Genomic DNA, 19832 nt, shown 5'->3' with positions numbered 1-19832 from the left:
CAATGAAAATTTATTTAGATATCGGTGTGGCTCAACTAAAAAAATATGGCGAGGAACTTTGTGGGGACAGTGTGGAGATTGTACGAACAACTCAGGCGGATCTGGTGGTACTGTCTGATGGACTGGGCAGTGGGGTTAAGGCAAATATCCTCTCCCGGCTGACCACCAAAACCGCCGCCACCATGCTCCGCATGGGTGGCAATATTGATGAAGTAATTGATACCGTGGCCAAGACTCTGCCCATTGATAAAACCATTCATGCCGCCTACAGTACCTTCTCCATTTTACAGGTACAGAACAACGGTAAACTACATCTGGTGGAATATGATAACCCCGGGGCATTCATAGGAAACCAAAATACCCTGTTTACCCCCCGGCGGGAAGAGCGGACCATTGCCGGTAAAAAAATCCGCGAATATGACTTTGAGGTGGACGACCATGACTGGTTGGTACTCACTTCCGACGGAGTTCTCAATGCAGGCACCAATGGGCAAATGAATGTAAATTGGGGCTGGGATCGTATGAGCCGGTTTATCGAAGACTCCTATGCCCCGGACAAAACTGCCTCTGAATGGTCCGAGGAAATCGTTGGTCTCTGCAACTCCCTGTATGGAGAACAGCCCGGCGATGATGTAACCGTTGTAGCAGTTAAGGTACGGCACCCAGTGCATGTAACCCTGTTAATCGGCCCTCCCAAGCAAAGGGAAGATGATCGTAGGGTGGTACGGAAGCTGATGGAATCCCCTGGAGCCAAGGTCATCTGCGGCGGCACCACCGGTGAAATCGTGGGTCGGGTATTGGGAAGAAAAGTGTTTGTGGACATTTCCTCGGTGGTGGAGGGCATTCCCCCAGTGGGTATGCTGCCAGGCATCGACCTTATTACTGAAGGTGCTGTTACTCTGGTACAAACCTTAGAGCATATAAAAGGAAACACTAAGCTCAAGGACTTAAAGGACGGTAAAGACGGTGCCAGCCGTCTGGCAACCTTATTAAGAAGCGCCGACAGTATACACATTATGGTGGGTAGGGCTCAAAACGATGCCCTGGATTGCAACGACGTGCCAGCCATCTATGCCTATAAACACCACGTCATTCGGGACTTAATTAACAGCCTGCGGGAAATCGGCAAAGAGATCACGGAAGAATATTTTTAAACCAATGGGTAAATCAATAGTCAACATTTGTGAGGTTGAAGGAATTAACTTTCAACCTCTTTTGGTTCCTTTATAATGCCTCCCGCTTTTACAATTTTTACAACCACTCATACTTTGGTTTTTTCACCCATTCGTCAGGGCTATAAAGAAAACTTGGCTTACGCCATACCATATAGGGCACGAGAGACTTTAGGCAACGGCGTAAACCTTAGTTGCCCTTATGCAAGTCGGAAAGTTTTATTCTTTCTGATTTGCTATAAAAGGTCACTGGAGTTATCCAATGACCTATAGAAAATTATTAACTCAACTTTTCAATAATGTCTCTGGCAATACATACACCACAGGCTCCGGCCTGGGCTAAACCACGGGTGATACCGGCTCCATCACCACCAGAATAAAGTCCGTTAATTTGGGTTTCAAACTTATCGTTTAACTTAGGCCGGGAAGAATAGAATTTAGCCTCGACACCATATAGAAGGGTATGTTCGGAAGCAATACCTGGAGTAACAGCATCCAGGGCCTCAATCATCTCAATAATGCTCTTCATGGTGTTATAGGGCAAAACCAGACCCAAGTTACCTGGTACTGCTTCTTTCAACGTAGGTTCCACAAATCCTTCCTGAATCCGTTTCTCCGTCGAGCGACGTCCCTTCAAGATATCGCCAAACCGTTGAATCAACACACTGCCATTGGACAGGTCATTGGCCAAACGGGAGATGGACTTGGCATACTCAATGGGCTTATTAAAGGGATAGGAGAATTTATGGGATACTAACAGGGCAAAGTTTGTGTTATTGCTACCCAGCTTTTTGTCTTTGTAGGCATGGCCATTGGCCAGCATAACTCCACTGTGGTTCTCAATCACAACATGACCCGAGGGGTTACTGCAAAAGGTTCTTACGGTAGTTCCCGTGGAAGATCTGTAGATAAACTTCCCTTCATACAGGTGCTCGTTGATCTCTTCCATAATGGTATCCATGGTTTCAACACGAACTCCCACATCCACCTGGTTATTGGTCATTTCCAGGTCGTGTTTCTTTAGAATACCGGTTAGCCACTCGGAACCATCACGGCCAGGAACAATTACTACGTGTTTTGCATAAATTTCCTCTTTATTTTTGGTTACAATTCCCTTAATATATTTACTATCAAACTTTTTTTTCAGCAAAATATCTTCTACTTCGGTGTCAAAAACCATATCAATGTTTTGCTTCAAGGTTTCAAATATACTTTTGAGGATTTCCAGGTTTTGTTCGGTTCCCAGGTGCCGCACCTCAGCACGCAGTAGTTTTAAGCCTACGCTAAGGCCCCGTTTTTCAATGCTCTTTACCGCTGGAGTTGTTGGATCGGAAAGTACCGTTGTGGCACCATGTTTTAAATTAATTCCATCTACATATTTAATAAGTTTAAGAACCTCAGAGGGTACCATGTAGTCAGTCATCCAACCACCAAATTCGGTGGTAATGTTAAACTTACCATCAGAGTAGGCCCCTGCTCCGCCAAAACCGTTGGTTACAGAACATGCCGGCAGACAACCTGCATAATCTTTCTTAGCGGTAGCCGGAGGACATTTAACCATTTTCTTTTGCAAAATAGGACAATGCCGCTTGTATATATCGCGGCCCTTTTCTATTAATAGAACCTTTAGTTGGGGTGCCTTTAGCATTAATTCATAGCAGGTGAAGATACCTGCCGGACCCGCACCAACAACAATTACATCGTAATTCTTCAAAGGGTATCACTCCCTATCTTCATAAAATACTAATAAGCAAACATATCTATTGTGAACCATTTTACATATAATTGCAATATCTAATTTTTGCCACATAAAAAAAAACAGGAGGATCTCTCTCCTTTTTCTATTTAACCATGTATTAAACTGGCTAGGCCTTTGGTAGGGATCCACGCACCTTCCCCGTATGTCGTATTAGTTTTAAATAACTTTCTTGATCTAATCACTGTTTTCAAAAACCCTTTTGCAAAATATATATTTTCTTTATAAAAACTTCTTGCCTCGGTATATTTGTTATGCTATAATGACACTTGCGATTGAGAAATGTCGAAGTGGCGGAATCGGCAGACGCGCACGTTTGAGGGGCGTGTGGGTAACACCGTGCGGGTTCAAGTCCCGCCTTCGACACCAAAACCTTGAAATCCGGGACTTTGCGGAATTACCACAAAGTCCCATTTTTTATTTCTCTAACCGAGACGTGTGGGATGCCTTAAAACGAGTAGTGTGCGGTGATTTGCATCAACCCCACACTACTTTTTTATTGGAGCATTCCTGTAAGGAAATAAAATGACCTTTGAAAAAGAAAAGCACCTCCTGTAATATACTGGGTGTGGAGCTGTTCAGGCAACCGACCCCTAATTTAATCACACAGGAGGTACTTCAAAATAAATTATAAACAAAAACAGCGAATTGAGCAACTTACTGAATCAACTTTAATTATCGGTGCTGATATTGCAAAATTAAAACATGTGGCACGTGCCCAAGATTTCAGGGGTATCGAGCTTGGGAAACGCTTGGTTTTTGACAACACTAGGGCAGGTTTAACCAAGCTGATGCATTGGATTAGAACCCTAATGTTAGAGCACGGTAAGGATCATACTGATGTACTTAAAATTGTAAGAATGAGTGAGTAAACGAAAGAAAAACTTATTTCATTGAGGGAGTGAAATTCATGTCAAGTTGATGTACCTTTCCGGTGTTCCACATCGGCAAACTTTAACGGCATGAACCCTGCTAATATTGTTATAAACACCAACTATCATTAACCTGCTATATTCTTGACACTAAGCAATCCGGCCTATACATAGGACCTAACTTTTGTTAAGCTTACATTAACTATGTTAAGATAAGGTTAAGTTGTCTCCACAAATGAAAGATTTCTGCTAAAATCATGTTATATTTTGACGATAATCGGAGGGACAAGAACAATGGAGTTCAAGGAAATGCTTTTTCTCGCTTTGGGTGGCCTGGGTATCTTCCTCTTCGGCATTAAATACATGTCCGAAGGGTTACAAAAAACTGCTGGGGACCGAATGCGACTATTTCTTGAAAAGGGTACAAAAACACCTCTTCGTGGGGTCATAACGGGAACCCTGGTTACTGCCCTTATTCAAAGTAGTAGTGGTACCACTGTTTTAACGGTGGGACTAGTTAATGCTGGACTTCTAACTTTAAGACAAGCCATCGGTATTATCATGGGAGCAAATATTGGAACAACCATGACCGCTTATCTCATTGGTTTTAAATTGGAAGAATATGCGCTTCCTATTATTGCTGTTGGTGTACTAATGCTCTTCTTCTTTAAGAACAAAAAGGTAACCCAAGTGGGTCAGATTTTTTTTGGTTTTGGGATGCTATTTTACGGCATGGACCTTATGGGACAAGGACTCAAGCCTTTGAAGAATTTGGATTTCTTCCTAAACATGATGGCCAATGTGGACAATAATCCTTTACTGGGCGTAGTAATTGGTACTGTCTTTACCGTGATTGTTCAGAGCAGTAGTGCCACCATTGGAATCCTACAACAAATGGCAGAACAAGGAGTAGTCACATACCACCAGGCTGTGCCCATATTATTTGGTGATAATATTGGAACAACCATTACCGCACTGCTTGCTGCCATCGGCACAACGGTGGCCGCACGAAGAGCTGCTTTGACTCACACTATCTTTAACATAACTGGTACATTAGTATTTTTACCACTCTTCATGTTAGGTGTTTTTCCCGAATTTATACGATTTGCAACAAATAACGTTTTTGTTCTATTACCGGGCTTCGAAGGAACCTGGGAAACCCTAAATATTAAAATGCAAATTGCTCAGACCCACGGGATGTTCAATATTACTAACACATTAGTACAATTACCTTTGGTTTCTCTATTGGCTATGATTGTTACGAAGTTGGTACCGGGCAAAGATGCCCTGTTTAATATGGAGCCCGAATATCTAGAACCTAGATTGCTTACTAACCCGTCTGTTGCCTTGGGACAGGCCTCCCAAGAACTATCTCGGATGGGGCGTTACTCCAGTGAATTTTTTAGTGAATCTGTTCGATTCTTTTTTAACCCCAAGGACAAGGAAGTCAATCCCATGTACCTGGAGCAAAAGGAAGAACTCATAAATCGTTTAGATGCCACCATTACAGATTATCTGGTTAAGCTTTCTGCTAATAAAACCATGACCGAGGAGCAATCCAAATATGCCTCAACATTACTGCAAGCTGTAAATGATTTGGAACGCATTGGTGATCATGCAGAAAATATTGTGGAATCCACCATCTATAGTATGGAAAACAAGTTTGTTTTTTCGGAAGAAGCGCTGGCCAGTGTCCGGACAATGGCTGAACTAACCGAAGAAACTTTAAACCTAGCTCTAAAATCCTTTGAAAATAATGACCGTTCTCTGGCTCGCTTGGTTATTAAAAATGAGGTTATTATAGATAATTTAGAGAAGGAATTCCGCTATGGACATATCATGCGCTTAAACGAAGGCTTTTGTGCAGGTGCTGAAGGTTCTGTTTTCTTAGATCTCCTTAGCAACATGGAACGAATTGGTGATCACTCAGTGAACCTTGCTGAATACGTCCTTGGCAGAATGGGCACAGTGGAACGTCAAGAAGTTAAAATGAAAAGTGCAAAAATAGCAATGGGCGAAGATTAGAAACATAGTCCTTATAATTCTAATAATTACATCCGAGGATAACTGAAATAAAATAAACAGCATTTTTACAAACCTTTGTCAGGGAACTGGAAAAACATTCTTAATAGTCCTTGGCCGACTGAATAAACTAAAAGAACTGTAGGAACATATCTTGTGTAGAAATTTGTAATTTATTTTTATTTAATTTTTATTATTTTTCTTTTTAATCTTCTTTGGTTGCCTAAAAAGTCCTTAATCTTTTTTAATTGGCAGTTTGAAAGCCCCTCATTTATACTTGAGGGGCTTTCACTTCTCCTATTATGATTATACAGTCTAATCATTTAGGATTTAGACTTGGATTTAGTTTTTACTGGTATAACCGCCCATATTATTTATGTCTGAGCTAACTTGCTTACATCATCTTCAAAACTCCGAAAACCCTGAGTTACTATGATCGTGGTTCCTGAAAAAAGTCATCTCGATGCGCCTAATGGTATTTTTATCAATTTCAGAAATGCTAAACTGTAAGTTTTTATAACGAACGGTCTGACCCTTCTCCGGTGTTCGGTGGGACTCCTCCTGGAACCAACCGGCTAGAGTATAGACACCCTTTGCCTTAAGGTCTAAATCAAATTCTAAGTTGAAATCCGCAATGGGCAGCCTGGCATCCAGTGAGTACCTGTTACCGCCCAGGGACTCAATAAGTTGCCGCTCCTCATCGTGCTCGTCCTGAATTTCTCCCACAATCTCCTCTAAAATATCTTCCAGGGTTAAAAGCCCTGCAGTGCCGCCATATTCATCCTGTACAATAGCCATTTGCAGTCGGTTTTTCTGCATTTTCTTTAAAATCTCATCAATTGGTGTTAACTCTGTAACCACCATAGCTTTACGCAGGGCCTGTTTCAAAAAGCCTTCCAAATTAAGCATATTTAAATCTGTTAGACCGCTAAAGCACAAATCTTTAGTATTAACAAAGCCAATAATATAGTCTTTGTCACCATCGCACACCGGGTAGCGGGCATATTTCTCCTCGGTGATAATTTTTAAATTTTCTTCCCAGCTTAAATTGGTATATAAGCAGACCATGTCGGGGCGAGGAACCATGATTTCTGCGGCCACCCGGTCAGCAAAATGCAACGAGTTTCTGGCCAATTGCAACTCAGTCTGTGTAATTTCACCTCCCTTATGACTCTGCAACAAAATCATGCGAATTTCCTCTTCGGAATGAATTTGGTGGTGCTCGGAAACTACCTGTAGACCGATAAGCTTAATGATATACCTGGCAGAACCATTTAAGAGCCAAATGGCCGGGTACATGACTTTATAAAACCAGATCAAGGTCGATGAAACTGCAAGGGTCACTTGTTCAGCCCTTTGAATAGCCAGGGTTTTTGGCGCAAGTTCTCCAACCACCACATGTAAGAAAGTGATAGTGGCAAAACCTATGATAAAGGACAGCCCTTGTGTCACAGCAACGGGCAAACCCAGGTAATGAATAACCGGCTCAATGACATTGGACACAGCAGGTTCCCCAATCCAACCCAGCCCTAAGGCAGTAAGGGTAATACCCAACTGGCAGGCAGAAAGGTAGCCGTCCAGGTTGTAAATAACTTTTCTTACAGACTCTGCCCGTTTATTTCCCTCCTGAATTAGTTGCTCAATGCGGGAATCCCTCACCTTCACCATGGCAAATTCTGTAGTAACAAAAAAGGCAGTGGCAGTGATCAGTATAATCATAATTACCAAGTTTACCAGTATCAATGTTATTTTCAACCCTTTCTTCGGTATGAGATTATTATTTTCTAAATAGGAAATAATAATCTCTTGAAATGGAGGTTAACAAAATGGAGTTGTTTTCAGCAGAGTTTTTCTCAGCATTGTTGGCAATTATTGTTATTGACCTGGTCCTAGCGGGTGACAATGCCATAGTGATTGGAATGGCTGCTAGAAACCTTCCAAACCCCGTTTAAGATTTAGTATGCTAAACTAGAATTGAATTAATAACCTAAGCCTTAAGGATAAATTGTTTATAGTTACTAACCGATGCTGGCTTTAGAGCGGTCTCCGCCAAGTTCTCTGAACAAGAAGAACTCTTCGGTTTTTACGGGTTTACTTCATACCAAGATGTTATGTCATGGTATCGGGGTTAGGATTTATTATTATTTTTAAGGCAATAATACCTCTAATAAAACATGAGGTGATTGCATGAAACTTCGACTAATCATGGCGTTAGTGATGATGTTGCTTTTATATACAACTCCCGGTTGGGCGTCAGGAGATGTATTAGGGCGCATAGCCGTAGACCCCGGTCATGGCGGGTACGACCCTGGAGCAACTCGACAAGGTGTAATGGAGAAAGATGTTAATCTTCAAATTTCCCAGGAAATCGCAAAGTTGCTTAAACAAAATAATGTAGAAGTTGTGTTAACCCGGGATGGGGATTATAACTTGGCTGTGGAGGGACTGCATAAAAAGGAAGCCAAGAGATACGATTTTGATAAACGAATAGAGTTGGCCAAAAGGGCTAAAGCTGATGCAATGGTTAGTATTCATGTGAATATAAGTCGACGGAAGTGCTCTGGTCCAGAGGCCTTTTATTTTAAAAAATCAGCCCAGGGAAAAATGCTGGCAGAGATCATACAGAAAGAACTTTACCAGATACCCGGTATCAATCACCGCGCAGTAAAGACCGGACGTTATTATTTGATTACTCATACCGATATGCCCTGCGTAATTGTAGAAACTGGCTTTTTAAATAATCCTGAAGAACGAGAAAAACTTACAGATAAAAAGTATCAGCTAATAATGGCTGAAGCTATAACCAAAGGAATTATCAATTACTTAAAAATAAAAGACCAGCCCCAGTCAGGAAATATTAAGGTTCTTGACTACATTAAAAACCTTGTTGCAAATATTCAAAAGAGGTGATCTCATCAATGAAAAAACAGCAGCAATGGATAGTTATTATGTTCGGTATCTCCTTAATTTCTTTCCTGGGCTACTGGGGGATGGAAAAGATTTCATCAGGCTCAACACAGACACTAAAAGTCGCCCAGCCAATGTTAGCCATTGTCATTGACGACTTTGGAGGTGCCGATACGCACGGCGTAGCTCAGTTTATGGAATTAAAGCAACCCATAACAGTAGCTGTAATGCCCAATCTGGTTAATTCCAAGGAACACAGTGAAGAGGCCCACAAAAGAGGGCATGAGGTAATTTTGCACCAACCAATGGAACCACTGCATGGGAAGGACTCCTGGCTGGGGCCCGGTGCAATAAAGTCTGATATGAGTTATGAGGAAATTAAAAAGGTATTTTTGGATAACCTAGCGACAGTACCCCATGCAGAAGGTTTTAATAACCACACGGGTTCAAAAATAACCAGCAATAAAGATAAGGTTGCCCCTATGCTGGAAGTTGCAAAAGACAAAGGTTTATTCGTTCTGGACAGCCGCACTTCCGATAAATCACAAGTTATCAAGGTAGCAAAATCCATGCAAGTTCCTTGGGTAAAAAGAGATGTATTTTTGGATGAAGTAAAATCAAAAGCAGTTATTACAAGGAATCTAAAGAAAGCCTGTGCCATTGCTAAAAAGCAGGGATATGCCATATCCATCGGCCATGTGGGTCCTGGCGGAAATGTAACAGCCGAAGCAGTTAAAGAAGCTCTACCCTTGATAGAAAAAGAGGGCGTTAAGCTGGTACCACTGTCCCAGGTTGTTAAACTGAAAAGTAACCGGGAGAAAGTTTAAGGGAGGTATGTACCTTCCTTAAACTTTCTCTCTTATAAGAGATTCCCTACTCCTTGGAACAAGGGTTGGTTTAATCCTTCCCTTTTGTTTACTTTTAGGTTTATTTGATTAATTAATAAATGTATAATATATTTAGGATGGTAAATATAGGATCGGGCCCACACCTTTGCCCATGTCCGCCGTGCAATAATATACTTAATTGAATCTAATCAACCTAAAAGTAGTGGGTTTACCCTTTTTGTTCGGGAGGTAACAGGAAATGAATTTATTAATCGGATTGGCAGCAGGTTTTTTCGGAGGGCTTGTGGGCTTAGGCGGCGGCGTGATCATGATCCCCCTAATGGTCGGTATTTTGAAAATGAGTCAGCATCAGGCCCACGGCACAAGTCTTGTGGCACTTGTTTTTACTGGACTATCCGGGGCTGTCACTTATGCTTTAAATGGCTCGGTGGATATAGTGGCCTCTGCCCTTTTGGCGTCCACCGCAATATTTACCGCTAGGGCCGGGGCACGATTTGCCAATGCCCTGCCGGAATGGAAGCTTAAAAAATCTTTCGGTGGATTTTTAATTGTGGTCACCCTGCTCCTACTTATTAAACCGTATCTGCCCCACGTTGCCGAGCCTGCCATGGGCTGGGTAAAAATCTTGATCCTTTTACTGGCCGGGGGATTCACAGGCTTCCTTTCCGGGATGATGGGAGTCGGTGGCGGTACAATCATGGTTCCTTCCATGGTGCTGCTCATTGGCTTCACCCAGTACACCGCCCAGGGCTGTTCTCTCTTGGCCATGGTACCTGTGGGAATTGTTGGCGCTTATACCCACTGGCGTTTAGGGAATGTCAGCACCAGTATTTTGCCGGGATTGATCCCAGGTATCCTGATAGGAACATTTCTGGGGGGGTCTCTGGCCCATATTTTATCTGAAGGAGCTTTGCGAATTATATTTGCTATCGTGATGATTCGGACAGGGGTTAAATATTTAAAGACACCCAAGCCTCAACCTGATGTGGAGTAATATATTCGGGTAATAAAAAACGTATTTTAGCACGACCTGTTACAGGTCTTTCTTTTTGGGGGTATTTATGCATTATCTGAAAGGTTTTGTCATACCATTTGTCATTCTTATTCTATGGTTAATTGGCTCAGCCACGGAATCTATCAACCAGTACATCATCCCTCCGCCTACTAAAGTTTTACAAACAGCCCTTGATCTAACTGCCAGCGGGATATTGCTTAAACATATTACCATTAGCCTGTATCGGGTCTTTGCTGGCTTTCTTTTGACCGTTTTATTTGCCTTCCCTCTGGCGATTCTGGTTGGCATAAACCAAAGACTGGCACCCTACATAGACCCAGTACTGGATTTTCTAGGACACATTCCACCCATTTCCTGCATCCCGATTCTCATTCTCTGGTTTGGCATTGGAGAAACTTCCAAGCTGGCGGTCATAATTTTGGCTACTTTTTTTCCGGTCTTCCTCAACACCCTCAACGGTATCTTAGGCTGCAATAAACAACTGTTGGAGGTTGGCGATGTATTTGGCTTCACTGCCCGGGACAAGTTTTTACGAATCGTCATACCTGCTGCTCTCCCCTCCATCATTGTGGGATTCCGACTGGGATTAGGCTATAGCTGGCGCTCTCTTATCGGGGCCGAATTGATAGCTGCATCTTCGGGCATTGGTTATATGATTATTGACGCCGAACAGCTTTCCCGCCCAGACATTATTATTGTGGGGATTCTCACCATCGGATTGTTTGGTTACATAATCGATTACTGTTTCTTTAAACTAACAAACCATCTAATTCCATGGGCTGGAAAGAGGGTATCCTATGGCAGGAGTTAACATCAAGGGACTTTGTAAAACATATACAATTCACAGCCAAGAAGTACAAGCCCTCTCTAACATTAATTTAACCATCCAAGATGGTAGTTTTGTAACCCTAGTAGGAAAAAGCGGTTCCGGAAAAACCACCCTGCTTCGATTGCTTTGTGGTTTGGAACAGGCCACCCAGGGTGAAATTTCCTTTTTATCGCCTAAAAAGGAACGGGCAGTAGGAAAGGAAAGAATTAGCATCGTTTTTCAAGAGCCCAGGCTAATGCCCTGGTTAACGGTGGAACAAAACATGGCATTTGCCCTATTTAAAGAAAAGGACCCTTTGCGGGTGAGCCGGACCGTTTCGCACTTCTTAGATATGCTGGGTCTAAAAAAATTCAAAGATGCTTATCCCGCACAGATCTCCGGTGGCATGGCCCAACGGACTTCCCTGGGAAGAACCCTCTGTTACGACCCGGATATCATCCTGATGGACGAACCCCTGGGAGCCTTGGATGCCTTCACCCGGAAAAACCTGCAAGCAGAGTTGGTGGAAATCTTTCTGCTGCAGAAAAAAACCATTATTTTTGTTACCCACGATGTGGACGAGGCTGTCTTTCTTGGCCAAAGGGTGGTGATTTTTGAAGGAGGAAAAATAGTTGAAGATGTTCCGGTGTCACTGAACTATCCCCGTAATCCCCTTTCGCCCGATTTTTTTCAGATAAGGGAAAGGATTTTAGGGGTAGTACTGGGTGAATAAGCTAACTGAAGGAGGCTCTTATGAAAAGAATTATTACACTAGTCGCTTTGTTTGTTCTAACAACCTTGGTACTAGCGGGATGCAGTGGGCAGCAAAAACAACCCGCCCCCAAGGACCAAGTAGCTCAAACACAGAAGGTTGAAAATATAAAAATATCCTACGTAAAACTTCCATTAAATGTCCCTTCCATTGTAGAAAAGAAATTAAATTTATTTGAAAAAGAATTTGAAAAGGATGGCATCCAAGTGTCTTTTCCGGAAATCACGGAAGGTCCGAAAATGACAGCAGCCCTTGCTTCGGGATCTTTGGATTTCTGCAATGCCCTAGGTGGAACCTCTGCCATTCTAGCAGCAGCCAACGGCGTGGATCTGAAAATTATTGGCATGTATAGCAGGGCTCCCAAGGCTTTTACCATTATGACTAAAGATCCTGCTATTCAATCAGTGGCTGACCTAAAGGGTAAAAAAGTTGCTGGACCTAAGGGAACAATTCTTCACCAGTTGCTTTTGGCCAGTCTAAGTAAAGATAACCTTAAATCAGCAGATGTAAATTTTATTAATATGCCTATACCTTCCGCCGTGTCTGCCATGCTTTCTGGCAACGTCGATGCCACCCTTGTTGCCGGACCGGCAGTACCTAAGGCACTGGAAAGCGGAGCACGAATACTTACCACCGGGGAAGGTCTTTTGGATGCAACTATTGTCATAGCCGTATCAGGTAAATTTTATAAAGAACACCCTGATCTGGTACAGCGCTATATGAAGGTACATGATGCTAGTATCCAATATATGCAAAAAAATACCGATGAGGTTTATGCAATGGCAGCCGCTGAAACCGGGATTTCTCTGGAAGATGTAAAAAAGATGTACGACTGGTATGACTTTACCCCCTCCATCACCGACCAGGATATGGAAGATCTTGAGAAAACCCAAGAATTTTTGCTGCAAAACGAAATGTTAACTAATAAAATCAACCTGAAGGATCTCATTGTGACACCGTAAAGAATAAAAACTGTAGCTTAGTACACTAGGCTACAGTTTTTATTCTGCCTTCCATAAAGGCCTCTTTTATTTGGTTAAATTATCCGCCAATTCCTTTAATTCCTTAGCCATTGAAACTACATCATCAATGGATGCAGCAATTTCCTCTACTGAAGCAGATTGTTCTTGTGATACCGCTGCGATTTGATGGGTCTGGCCGCTTAAATCCTCAACTGCATTTTGAATTAACATCAGAGTCTCGGATATCTCTTTGACAGAACCAGTTGTGCGGGCCGCTAATTTTCTGATCTCCTCCGCAACAACATTAAAACCCCTTCCCTGATCACCGGCTCTTGCTGCTTCAATGGCTGCATTCAGCCCAAGCAAATGGGTCTGGGCTGCCACATCTTTAATTAGATTAAGAACTGAGTCGGTTTTTTGGACACTTTCATTAATACCATCTGCTTGTCCTGATAGATTTGTGGCAGTTGCTGCCAACTGTTGAGAGGCTGCTGAAAGACTGCTCGTGGTTTGACTGATAACATCCATCGATGCTTCTAACTTCGCTGCATCTTCCAGTAATGCTTCCTGTATAGTGGTTGGTTGACCAATGGTGATGGAACCCACCACCTGGTTATTTTCATCAAAGATAGGTGCGCCCATCCCTATGTAAGGGACCCCGTACAGTTTACTATCTGCTCTTCTGACAACTCTGCTTTTACTGTTTAATATTTGCTCTGTAATGCTGCCCGGTTTAAATGAATCACCTATCTTTATCCCTAAATCAAGGCTAGCGCCACGTTCATAATAGATAAATTTTTCGGTGTCACTAACAACAATCCCTATCTCTGCCCCCAAGAGCATTTTAACAGTCTTTGCAACACTTATTATTTCTTGCCAATCGGGCCCAGCCACAATTAATCTTCCCCCTTCTGTTAAGTTAAATACTAACGTCTTAAAATATAAGCGATTTATCAATATTTATATTAAAGCAGCCCCATAATCTAGTTTCTAAATATGATAGTTAGTTAATTTACGAAACATCTTTATTGTTGACATATTCAACATATATTTCTAAAACCCTACTATTTATTTATTAAATTTTCTGATATTTAAGATTACTATTGTTACCTCCTAGTAAAGAAAACTTGGCTTACGCCGTCGCCTAAAGACTTGGCGTAAGCCTTAGTTGCCCTTATGCAAGTCGGAAAAAACAAAAAGACCTCTACCACTTTAAGTGGTAAAAGGTCTTTTTACTTCCCTGCAGATTCAATAAGCAACAGCATCCTTTGGAGTGTCTAAAAATTAGTTTGCCAATAGCATCCGGTCATTGGCCATGGATCTGCCGCTGGCTTTCTTAAACATTTCCAGTAAATCAGGTATCCGCGTATTTTTTCTTTGTTCCCCTTTTAAGTCAAATATTATGCGGCCTTCATGCATCATAATGGTTCGGTTGCCAATACGTAAGGCGTCTTCCATATTGTGAGTTACCATCAGGGTAGTTAGTTTATGTTTTTTGATCATTTTTTCTGTAAGCTCTAATACCTTTTGGGCAGTACTGGGGTCCAGGGCTGCTGTGTGTTCATCCAGCAACAAAAGCTTGGGTGGTACCAGCGTAGCCATCAGTAAAGTTAAGGCTTGACGCTGACCGCCAGACAGCAAACCCACCCGGGTGGTCAACCTATCTTCCAGACCCAACCCTAATAGTTCAAGCTGTTCACAAAAATATTGCCGATCCTTGCTTCTGATCCCCCGCCTCAATTTGCGTGTGGAACCACGCCTTACGGCCATTGCCAGGTTTTCTTCAATGGTCATGGAGGCAGCAGTGCCCATCATGGGGTCCTGAAAAACTCTACCGATATAGGATGCCCTTATATGTTCAGGTAGATGTTCCACTGCCTGATTCTCGATGATAATTCGACCTTCATCAACAGGGTGAACACCCGCAACCATGTTTAGCAAAGTGGATTTCCCTGCACCATTGCCGCCAATAACTGTCACCACATCACCGGCTTGTAAATGAAGGGATAATCCTGCCAAAGCCAACCGTTCATTGACACTGCCAGGGTTAAAGGTTTTTCTAATTCCCACTATTGACAGCATGGTCTACACTTCCCTTCGCCCGTCCCGGTGGAGCAGACAGTTTTTCTTTGATAAGTGGCGATGACATAGCAAATATCACCAGCAAAGCAGTAAATAGTTTAAGATCTGTGGTGGGTAGCCCCAACTGCATAACCGCGGCAATAACTGCCCTGTAGATGATGGAACCAATCAACACAGCCACCAGGGTCCGCAGCAAGGTACGTTTACCTATGACAACTTCCCCAACAATAACGGAAGCTAATCCAACCACAATCATCCCAATGCCCATGCCCACATCACTGTAGCTTTGATATTGGGCCACTAAAGCACCCGACATCGCCACCAAAGCATTGCCCATGGATAATCCTAAAATTTTCGTAGAATTGGTATTAACGCCAAGACTACGAATCATTTGTTCATTATCACCAGTGGCACGGAGGGCCATTCCGATTTCCGTTTGCAAGAATGCGTACAACAAGTAAGTAGTTAGCGTAATGATAACCAGGCCAAAGGTTAAAACTGCCATGCCAGCGGGAACTCCAATATTTGCAACATCTGTATATATATTATCCATCCGTAATAGCGATATCATGGATTTATTTCCCATAACCCTCAGGTTGATGGAATATAAAGCAATCATCATCAGAATCCCTGACAAAAGAGGAGCAATCCGCAGCCTAGTATTTAAAAACCCTGTAACAAACCCGGCTGCGGCACCGGCAAACAGTGCTAACAAAGTCCCCAACCAAGGATCTTGACCCTCTATTATCATTCTGGCCGCCACGGCTGCACCAAGAGTAAAACTTCCATCCACCGTAAGATCCGGGAAGTCCAACACCCGAAAGGTGATATAGACTCCCAGCACCATGACTCCCCATAGCAAGCCCTGTTCAAGCACACCCAGCCATATACTTGTTGTCACGTTTTATCACCTATTCAATAATTTTTTTAGCTTTCTTCTTCATATCCTATGGTGGCCAGGGCACCATTTTCCACAGCGTTGCTTTCTCCAGCAACAACGGGCAGCTTATTCTCCTCTGCCACTTTGAGGACAGCTGCCATGGAGGATATCACCATATTATCGGTGGGCAGGTAAATTGCATCAACTTTTTTTACCAACGACTGTGCTGCTTGCATGACTTCACTGCTAGCTGTTACTGTTACTTTTACTAATTCCAGTCCCAATTCAGGGGCAACCTTATCAGCTAAATCAATCTGAACTTGGGAATTTATTTCGCTGGCATTAAAAATAACCCCAACTCTTTTGGCCGATGGAACAAGCTCTTTAATCAGTTGCAACTGATCTTTTACTGGGTTCAAATCTGATGTCCCGGTAACATTGGTCCCCGGTTGTTCCAAACTCTTTACCAACTTGGCACTAACAGGATCAGTAACCGCAGTAATCAGAATAGGAATATCTGTTGTTTCATTAGCCATGGCCATGGCAGAAGGGGTAGCAATGGCCAGAACTAGGTTCGATTTCTCCTGCACAAATTTGCGAGCAATGGTCTGCAGGTTGGCCTGATCCCCCTGGGCATTTTGGTAGTCCACAACTAATCTTTGTTCGTCGTAGCCCTTCTCTTTTAACAGATCCAAAAATCCTTGTCTGGCTGCATCAAGAGCGGGGTGTTCAACAATTTGCACAATTCCCAATTTCACCTGTTTTGCTTCCGGCGCTTTAGGGGTATCCGTACCCCCACCGCATCCTATGATCCCCACCGCCAACAACATGGCCATAAGGGACAACAATATTTTTTTCAACTCTTTCTACCTCCCAAAAGAATAATTCCAGTAGTTGGCAGGGCAGAAAAAGGAAAAAAGCCCCTGGACGGGGCTTGCTCATGAATAAAGTACATACTTAATAAAAGTCCTTCCGACCTACCGTCCTGCCCATTCTAATTTCTTTTTTTATGCCATTCTACCGTTGCATTTATGTTAAACCATAAGTACCTAACTGTCAATAAACCGATTTGTCATTGGCTATGATTTGTACAAAAAACTGAAAAGAATTCCTACTCACAGGGTCTTCCTATTGGTTTTACCCAGGTTTCTTATGTTAGATTTCTTTAATTTCTTAATTAAATTCTCGATGATTCGCGCTGTTACTCCCCAGATTTTTTCTTCTTTGGTATTGTAAACCAGTATACCATATTTTAGATTCCCCCAGGGTTGCCTATACCTTTCCGGCAGACCTAAGGCCTCGGCAGGAAAACTGATTACCTCTTGACGGTTTTTTTCATCAATATAAGAAGGATGAACTTTTACTACGGCAAAATACCTTTCCGGTTCATTTTGAAGAAAATAGTCCAAGGGCACCGTAAAGACCCTCTCTACTTCATCCGGGTTCAATTGAATGTCATCCACATTGATATCTGCAATGCCAACAAAGGCATCAATAATAGTACCCATAGGTGCCACTAGGGTGTCCAGTCTGCCAATGATGGTAATTTTGTTTGCTGGAATTCCCATTTCCTCCCAGGTCTCGCGGATCGCTGTATTCTCTAATGTCAAATCCTTATCCGGTTCATATTTTCCACCAGGGAAACTTACTTCTCCTCCCTGGCGTATGGCAGAGCATCTCTTTTGAAATACCAAGTGGTATTCTTCATTAATTAATATGAGCAACACCAGAACAACCGAGTTAAAGTAATCTTCCACCCCTTGAATAGAGGGTCTTTCAGATAAACTGCTTTTTAAAAGTTCATCTAATTTCATTGATTTTCCCCACACTAACTCTCCCATAGTAGTTACAGGCATTATACCCTTTTATTTTATACTAAATTCCACATTTACCACAGCTGTAATTTTTTTCTCAATCGAGGAAGTATCATTGATACCGTAGTCTGTGATTTCATTGGAGTTCACCGGTGTGATTTGAAAAACACCCATTCTAGCTGATCTGATAGCCCCAATACGACTGCCGGTACTGGAAGCCATTTTTTCTGCTCTTTCTTTGGCATTTTTAGTGGCCTCTGCCAAAATATTAACCTTTAAGTCATTAAGTTTAGTATAAAAGTATTCTGGCGGCTGAGATTCAAAGATTACTCCTTGCTCAATTAGTTCGGTAGATTCCCGGGCAATGCTGGCAATTTTTTGCACATCATTGGATTTAATCTCAACAGTTTGGGAAAGCCTGTAACTGGAGATTTGACCTGTACTATTGCCATTTTGATTGTAAATATATTGTGGTATGGTTGAAATGGAAGAGACAATGATTTTATCTTCCGGGATTCCCCTACTAACCAGATAAGACTTTACTGTCTTTAAAGCATCCTTTAGGCTACTATAGGCTTCCGGCAAATTACTGGATTCTTGATAAAAAGAACCCCTCCAAACAGCTAGATCCGATACAATTTCTTTCTCAGCTGCACCTGTAACCACAATAGATGTTTTACTGGCGGCATAATCCGACAATGGATTAGCCAAAACCATTGCACAAATAATCAGTGCCAAGGAAATTAGGCCAGCCGCAAGAACATAGTACCTCCCCTTATTACTTTGTTCCATTTAGAATACCTCCCATATTTAAAATTCAAGAATATAGACGAATAAGGAGGCAAATTGTAACTAGTATATTTAAAAGGATTTTTATTTTTTTAGGTCCATTTTAATGTACTAATATCCATCTCCTATCCCTGCAATCTCACCTTGAAGTTTCATTCCTTGGTATAAATGACAACGAACAAAGTGCCCCGGAACAACTTCCACGGTGGTGGGTTCTTCTTTATAACACAATTCTGTTCTTTCTGGACAACGCAAATGAAAACTGCAACCCGAGGGTATATTCACCGGGGAAGGTATTTCACCAGTGGACTTAATTTTCTTTGGCTTAAATGCTTCTTCTTCTTCGGATACCACCGGAATAGAGGATAATAGCATTCTTGTATAGGGATGAAGGGGTTTAGAAAAGAATTCATTGGTTTTAGCAATTTCACAAATCTTTCCCAGATACATAATGGCAACTCGGGTAGCAATATTTCTCATCAGACTTAAATCATGGGTTATAAACATATAAGTAAGTTGTTTTTCCCTCTGTAGCTTTAATAACATGTTAATGATCTTTGCCTGAATGGATACATCAAGGGCCGAAGTCGGCTCATCCAAAATAATGAATCTAGGCTCACAGGCCAATGCCCGTGCGATGGAGACCATTTGTCTTTCCCCGCCCCCCATAGCCACCGGGGATTTATGCAAATAACTTTCCGACAACTCAACCATCTGCAGGAGACTGATAATCTTTTCCTTAATCTGATTTTTATTAACTATTTTATGAACTTTTAACGGCAATTCCAAAATCTGCTTAATATCCTGATATATATTTAGAGAAGAACCTGGGTCTTGGAATACAATTTGTAAATCCTTTTTTAATAACAATGGTCGTTTGCTGCTTAATATACTGATATCTTGACCATGAAAAAGGATTTTCCCACCTGTAGGTTTGTACATACCCATCACAGTATAAGCAATGGTACTTTTGCCGGACCCGGATTCCCCCACGACACCTAGCACTTCACCTCTTTCCACCTTAAGGTTAACACCGTCAACAGCTTTAACAAATACATCCTTTCCCTGAGAAGTTTTTACCGGGAAGTATGTTCTTAAGTTAATTATCGACAATATATCATTGGACATCTGGT

General features: G+C 42.1%; 18 protein-coding genes, 1 tRNA gene and 1 pseudogene. 11 read left to right on the top strand and 9 right to left on the bottom strand.

Annotated features, from left to right (window positions below):
* Positions 1–2: 2 nt before the first annotated feature.
* Entirely contained in the window at positions 3–1154 is a 1152-nt protein-coding gene (locus DRED_RS08515; protein WP_011877928.1) for a SpoIIE family protein phosphatase, read from the top strand.
* Positions 1155–1452: 298 nt separating this feature from the next.
* Here DRED_RS08515 and DRED_RS08510 read toward each other — a convergent pair whose 3' ends face one another.
* On the bottom strand, positions 1453–2886 hold the full coding sequence (locus DRED_RS08510; protein WP_011877927.1) for an NAD(P)/FAD-dependent oxidoreductase: 1434 nt from the start codon (positions 2884–2886) through the stop codon (positions 1453–1455).
* Between the two features lie 326 nt (positions 2887–3212).
* Between DRED_RS08510 and DRED_RS08505 the strand changes: the two genes are divergently transcribed.
* The 3 genes from DRED_RS08505 to DRED_RS08500 all read left to right on the top strand — a co-directional run bounded on the left by DRED_RS08505 (position 3213) and on the right by DRED_RS08500 (position 5825).
* Positions 3213–3297, top strand: a tRNA-Leu gene (locus tag DRED_RS08505).
* A 338-nt stretch (positions 3298–3635) separates the two neighbouring features.
* A complete protein-coding gene (locus tag DRED_RS19765) occupies positions 3636–3800 on the top strand; it encodes a hypothetical protein (protein ID WP_011877926.1) in 165 nt (54 codons plus the stop codon).
* A 294-nt stretch (positions 3801–4094) separates the two neighbouring features.
* Complete coding sequence (locus DRED_RS08500) at positions 4095–5825, top strand: Na/Pi cotransporter family protein (protein ID WP_011877925.1); 1731 nt, start codon at positions 4095–4097, stop codon at positions 5823–5825.
* A gap of 402 nt (positions 5826–6227) precedes the next feature.
* Here the strand turns inward: DRED_RS08500 and DRED_RS08495 are convergent, their stop codons facing one another.
* Positions 6228–7541, bottom strand: a complete 1314-nt coding sequence (locus DRED_RS08495) for a hemolysin family protein (protein ID WP_238442594.1) — start codon at positions 7539–7541, stop codon at positions 6228–6230.
* Positions 7542–7648: 107 nt separating this feature from the next.
* Between DRED_RS08495 and DRED_RS18710 the strand changes: the two are divergent.
* The 7 genes and pseudogenes from DRED_RS18710 to DRED_RS08465 all read left to right on the top strand — a co-directional run.
* Positions 7649–7762 (top strand): annotated as a pseudogene (locus DRED_RS18710) (TerC family protein); the annotation flags it as partial.
* Positions 7763–8009: 247 nt separating this feature from the next.
* Entirely contained in the window at positions 8010–8732 is a 723-nt protein-coding gene (locus DRED_RS08490; protein WP_011877922.1) for an N-acetylmuramoyl-L-alanine amidase family protein, read from the top strand.
* Positions 8733–8740: 8 nt separating this feature from the next.
* Complete coding sequence (locus tag DRED_RS08485; protein WP_011877921.1) at positions 8741–9556, top strand: divergent polysaccharide deacetylase family protein; 816 nt, start codon at positions 8741–8743, stop codon at positions 9554–9556.
* A gap of 259 nt (positions 9557–9815) precedes the next feature.
* Positions 9816–10571: a sulfite exporter TauE/SafE family protein gene (locus tag DRED_RS08480; RefSeq protein ID WP_011877920.1), complete on the top strand. Its 756-nt coding sequence runs from the start codon at positions 9816–9818 to the stop codon at positions 10569–10571.
* A 67-nt stretch (positions 10572–10638) separates the two neighbouring features.
* Positions 10639–11403, top strand: a complete 765-nt coding sequence (locus DRED_RS08475; RefSeq protein WP_011877919.1) for an ABC transporter permease — start codon at positions 10639–10641, stop codon at positions 11401–11403.
* Complete coding sequence (locus tag DRED_RS08470) at positions 11390–12133, top strand: ABC transporter ATP-binding protein (RefSeq protein WP_011877918.1); 744 nt, start codon at positions 11390–11392, stop codon at positions 12131–12133. Before DRED_RS08475 ends, DRED_RS08470 begins: the two co-directional genes overlap by 14 nt.
* A gap of 20 nt (positions 12134–12153) precedes the next feature.
* The gene (locus tag DRED_RS08465) at positions 12154–13134 is read left to right on the top strand and encodes an ABC transporter substrate-binding protein (protein ID WP_011877917.1); all 981 of its coding nucleotides are present in this window, start codon (positions 12154–12156) and stop codon (positions 13132–13134) included.
* A 66-nt stretch (positions 13135–13200) separates the two neighbouring features.
* Here the strand turns inward: DRED_RS08465 and DRED_RS19555 are convergent, their stop codons facing one another.
* The 7 genes from DRED_RS19555 to DRED_RS08430 form a co-directional block, all read right to left on the bottom strand.
* Positions 13201–14028: a methyl-accepting chemotaxis protein gene (locus tag DRED_RS19555; RefSeq protein WP_011877916.1), complete on the bottom strand. Its 828-nt coding sequence runs from the start codon at positions 14026–14028 to the stop codon at positions 13201–13203.
* 390 nt (positions 14029–14418) lie between these two features.
* Positions 14419–15216, bottom strand: a complete 798-nt coding sequence (locus DRED_RS08455; protein ID WP_011877915.1) for an ABC transporter ATP-binding protein — start codon at positions 15214–15216, stop codon at positions 14419–14421.
* Positions 15194–16117: an ABC transporter permease gene (locus DRED_RS08450; RefSeq protein WP_011877914.1), complete on the bottom strand. Its 924-nt coding sequence runs from the start codon at positions 16115–16117 to the stop codon at positions 15194–15196. The genes DRED_RS08455 and DRED_RS08450 overlap by 23 nt, the downstream gene beginning before the upstream one ends.
* A gap of 26 nt (positions 16118–16143) precedes the next feature.
* Positions 16144–16956, bottom strand: coding sequence for an ABC transporter substrate-binding protein (locus tag DRED_RS08445; RefSeq protein WP_011877913.1), 813 nt, complete (start codon positions 16954–16956; stop codon positions 16144–16146).
* 255 nt (positions 16957–17211) lie between these two features.
* Complete coding sequence (locus tag DRED_RS08440) at positions 17212–17910, bottom strand: NUDIX hydrolase (RefSeq protein ID WP_049755876.1); 699 nt, start codon at positions 17908–17910, stop codon at positions 17212–17214.
* A gap of 51 nt (positions 17911–17961) precedes the next feature.
* Positions 17962–18702 carry an SIMPL domain-containing protein gene (locus DRED_RS08435; protein WP_011877911.1) on the bottom strand — a complete coding sequence of 247 codons (741 nt, stop codon included), beginning with the start codon at positions 18700–18702 and terminating at the stop codon, positions 17962–17964.
* A gap of 108 nt (positions 18703–18810) precedes the next feature.
* Entirely contained in the window at positions 18811–19827 is a 1017-nt protein-coding gene (locus DRED_RS08430) for an ABC transporter ATP-binding protein (RefSeq protein ID WP_011877910.1), read from the bottom strand.
* Positions 19828–19832: the final 5 nt, after the last annotated feature.

The sequence above is a fragment of the Desulforamulus reducens MI-1 genome (genome assembly GCF_000016165.1).
GTDB classification, from domain to species: Bacteria; Bacillota; Desulfotomaculia; order Desulfotomaculales; family Desulfotomaculaceae; genus Desulfotomaculum; species Desulfotomaculum reducens.
This window is presented reverse-complemented; position numbering and strand designations above follow the sequence as displayed.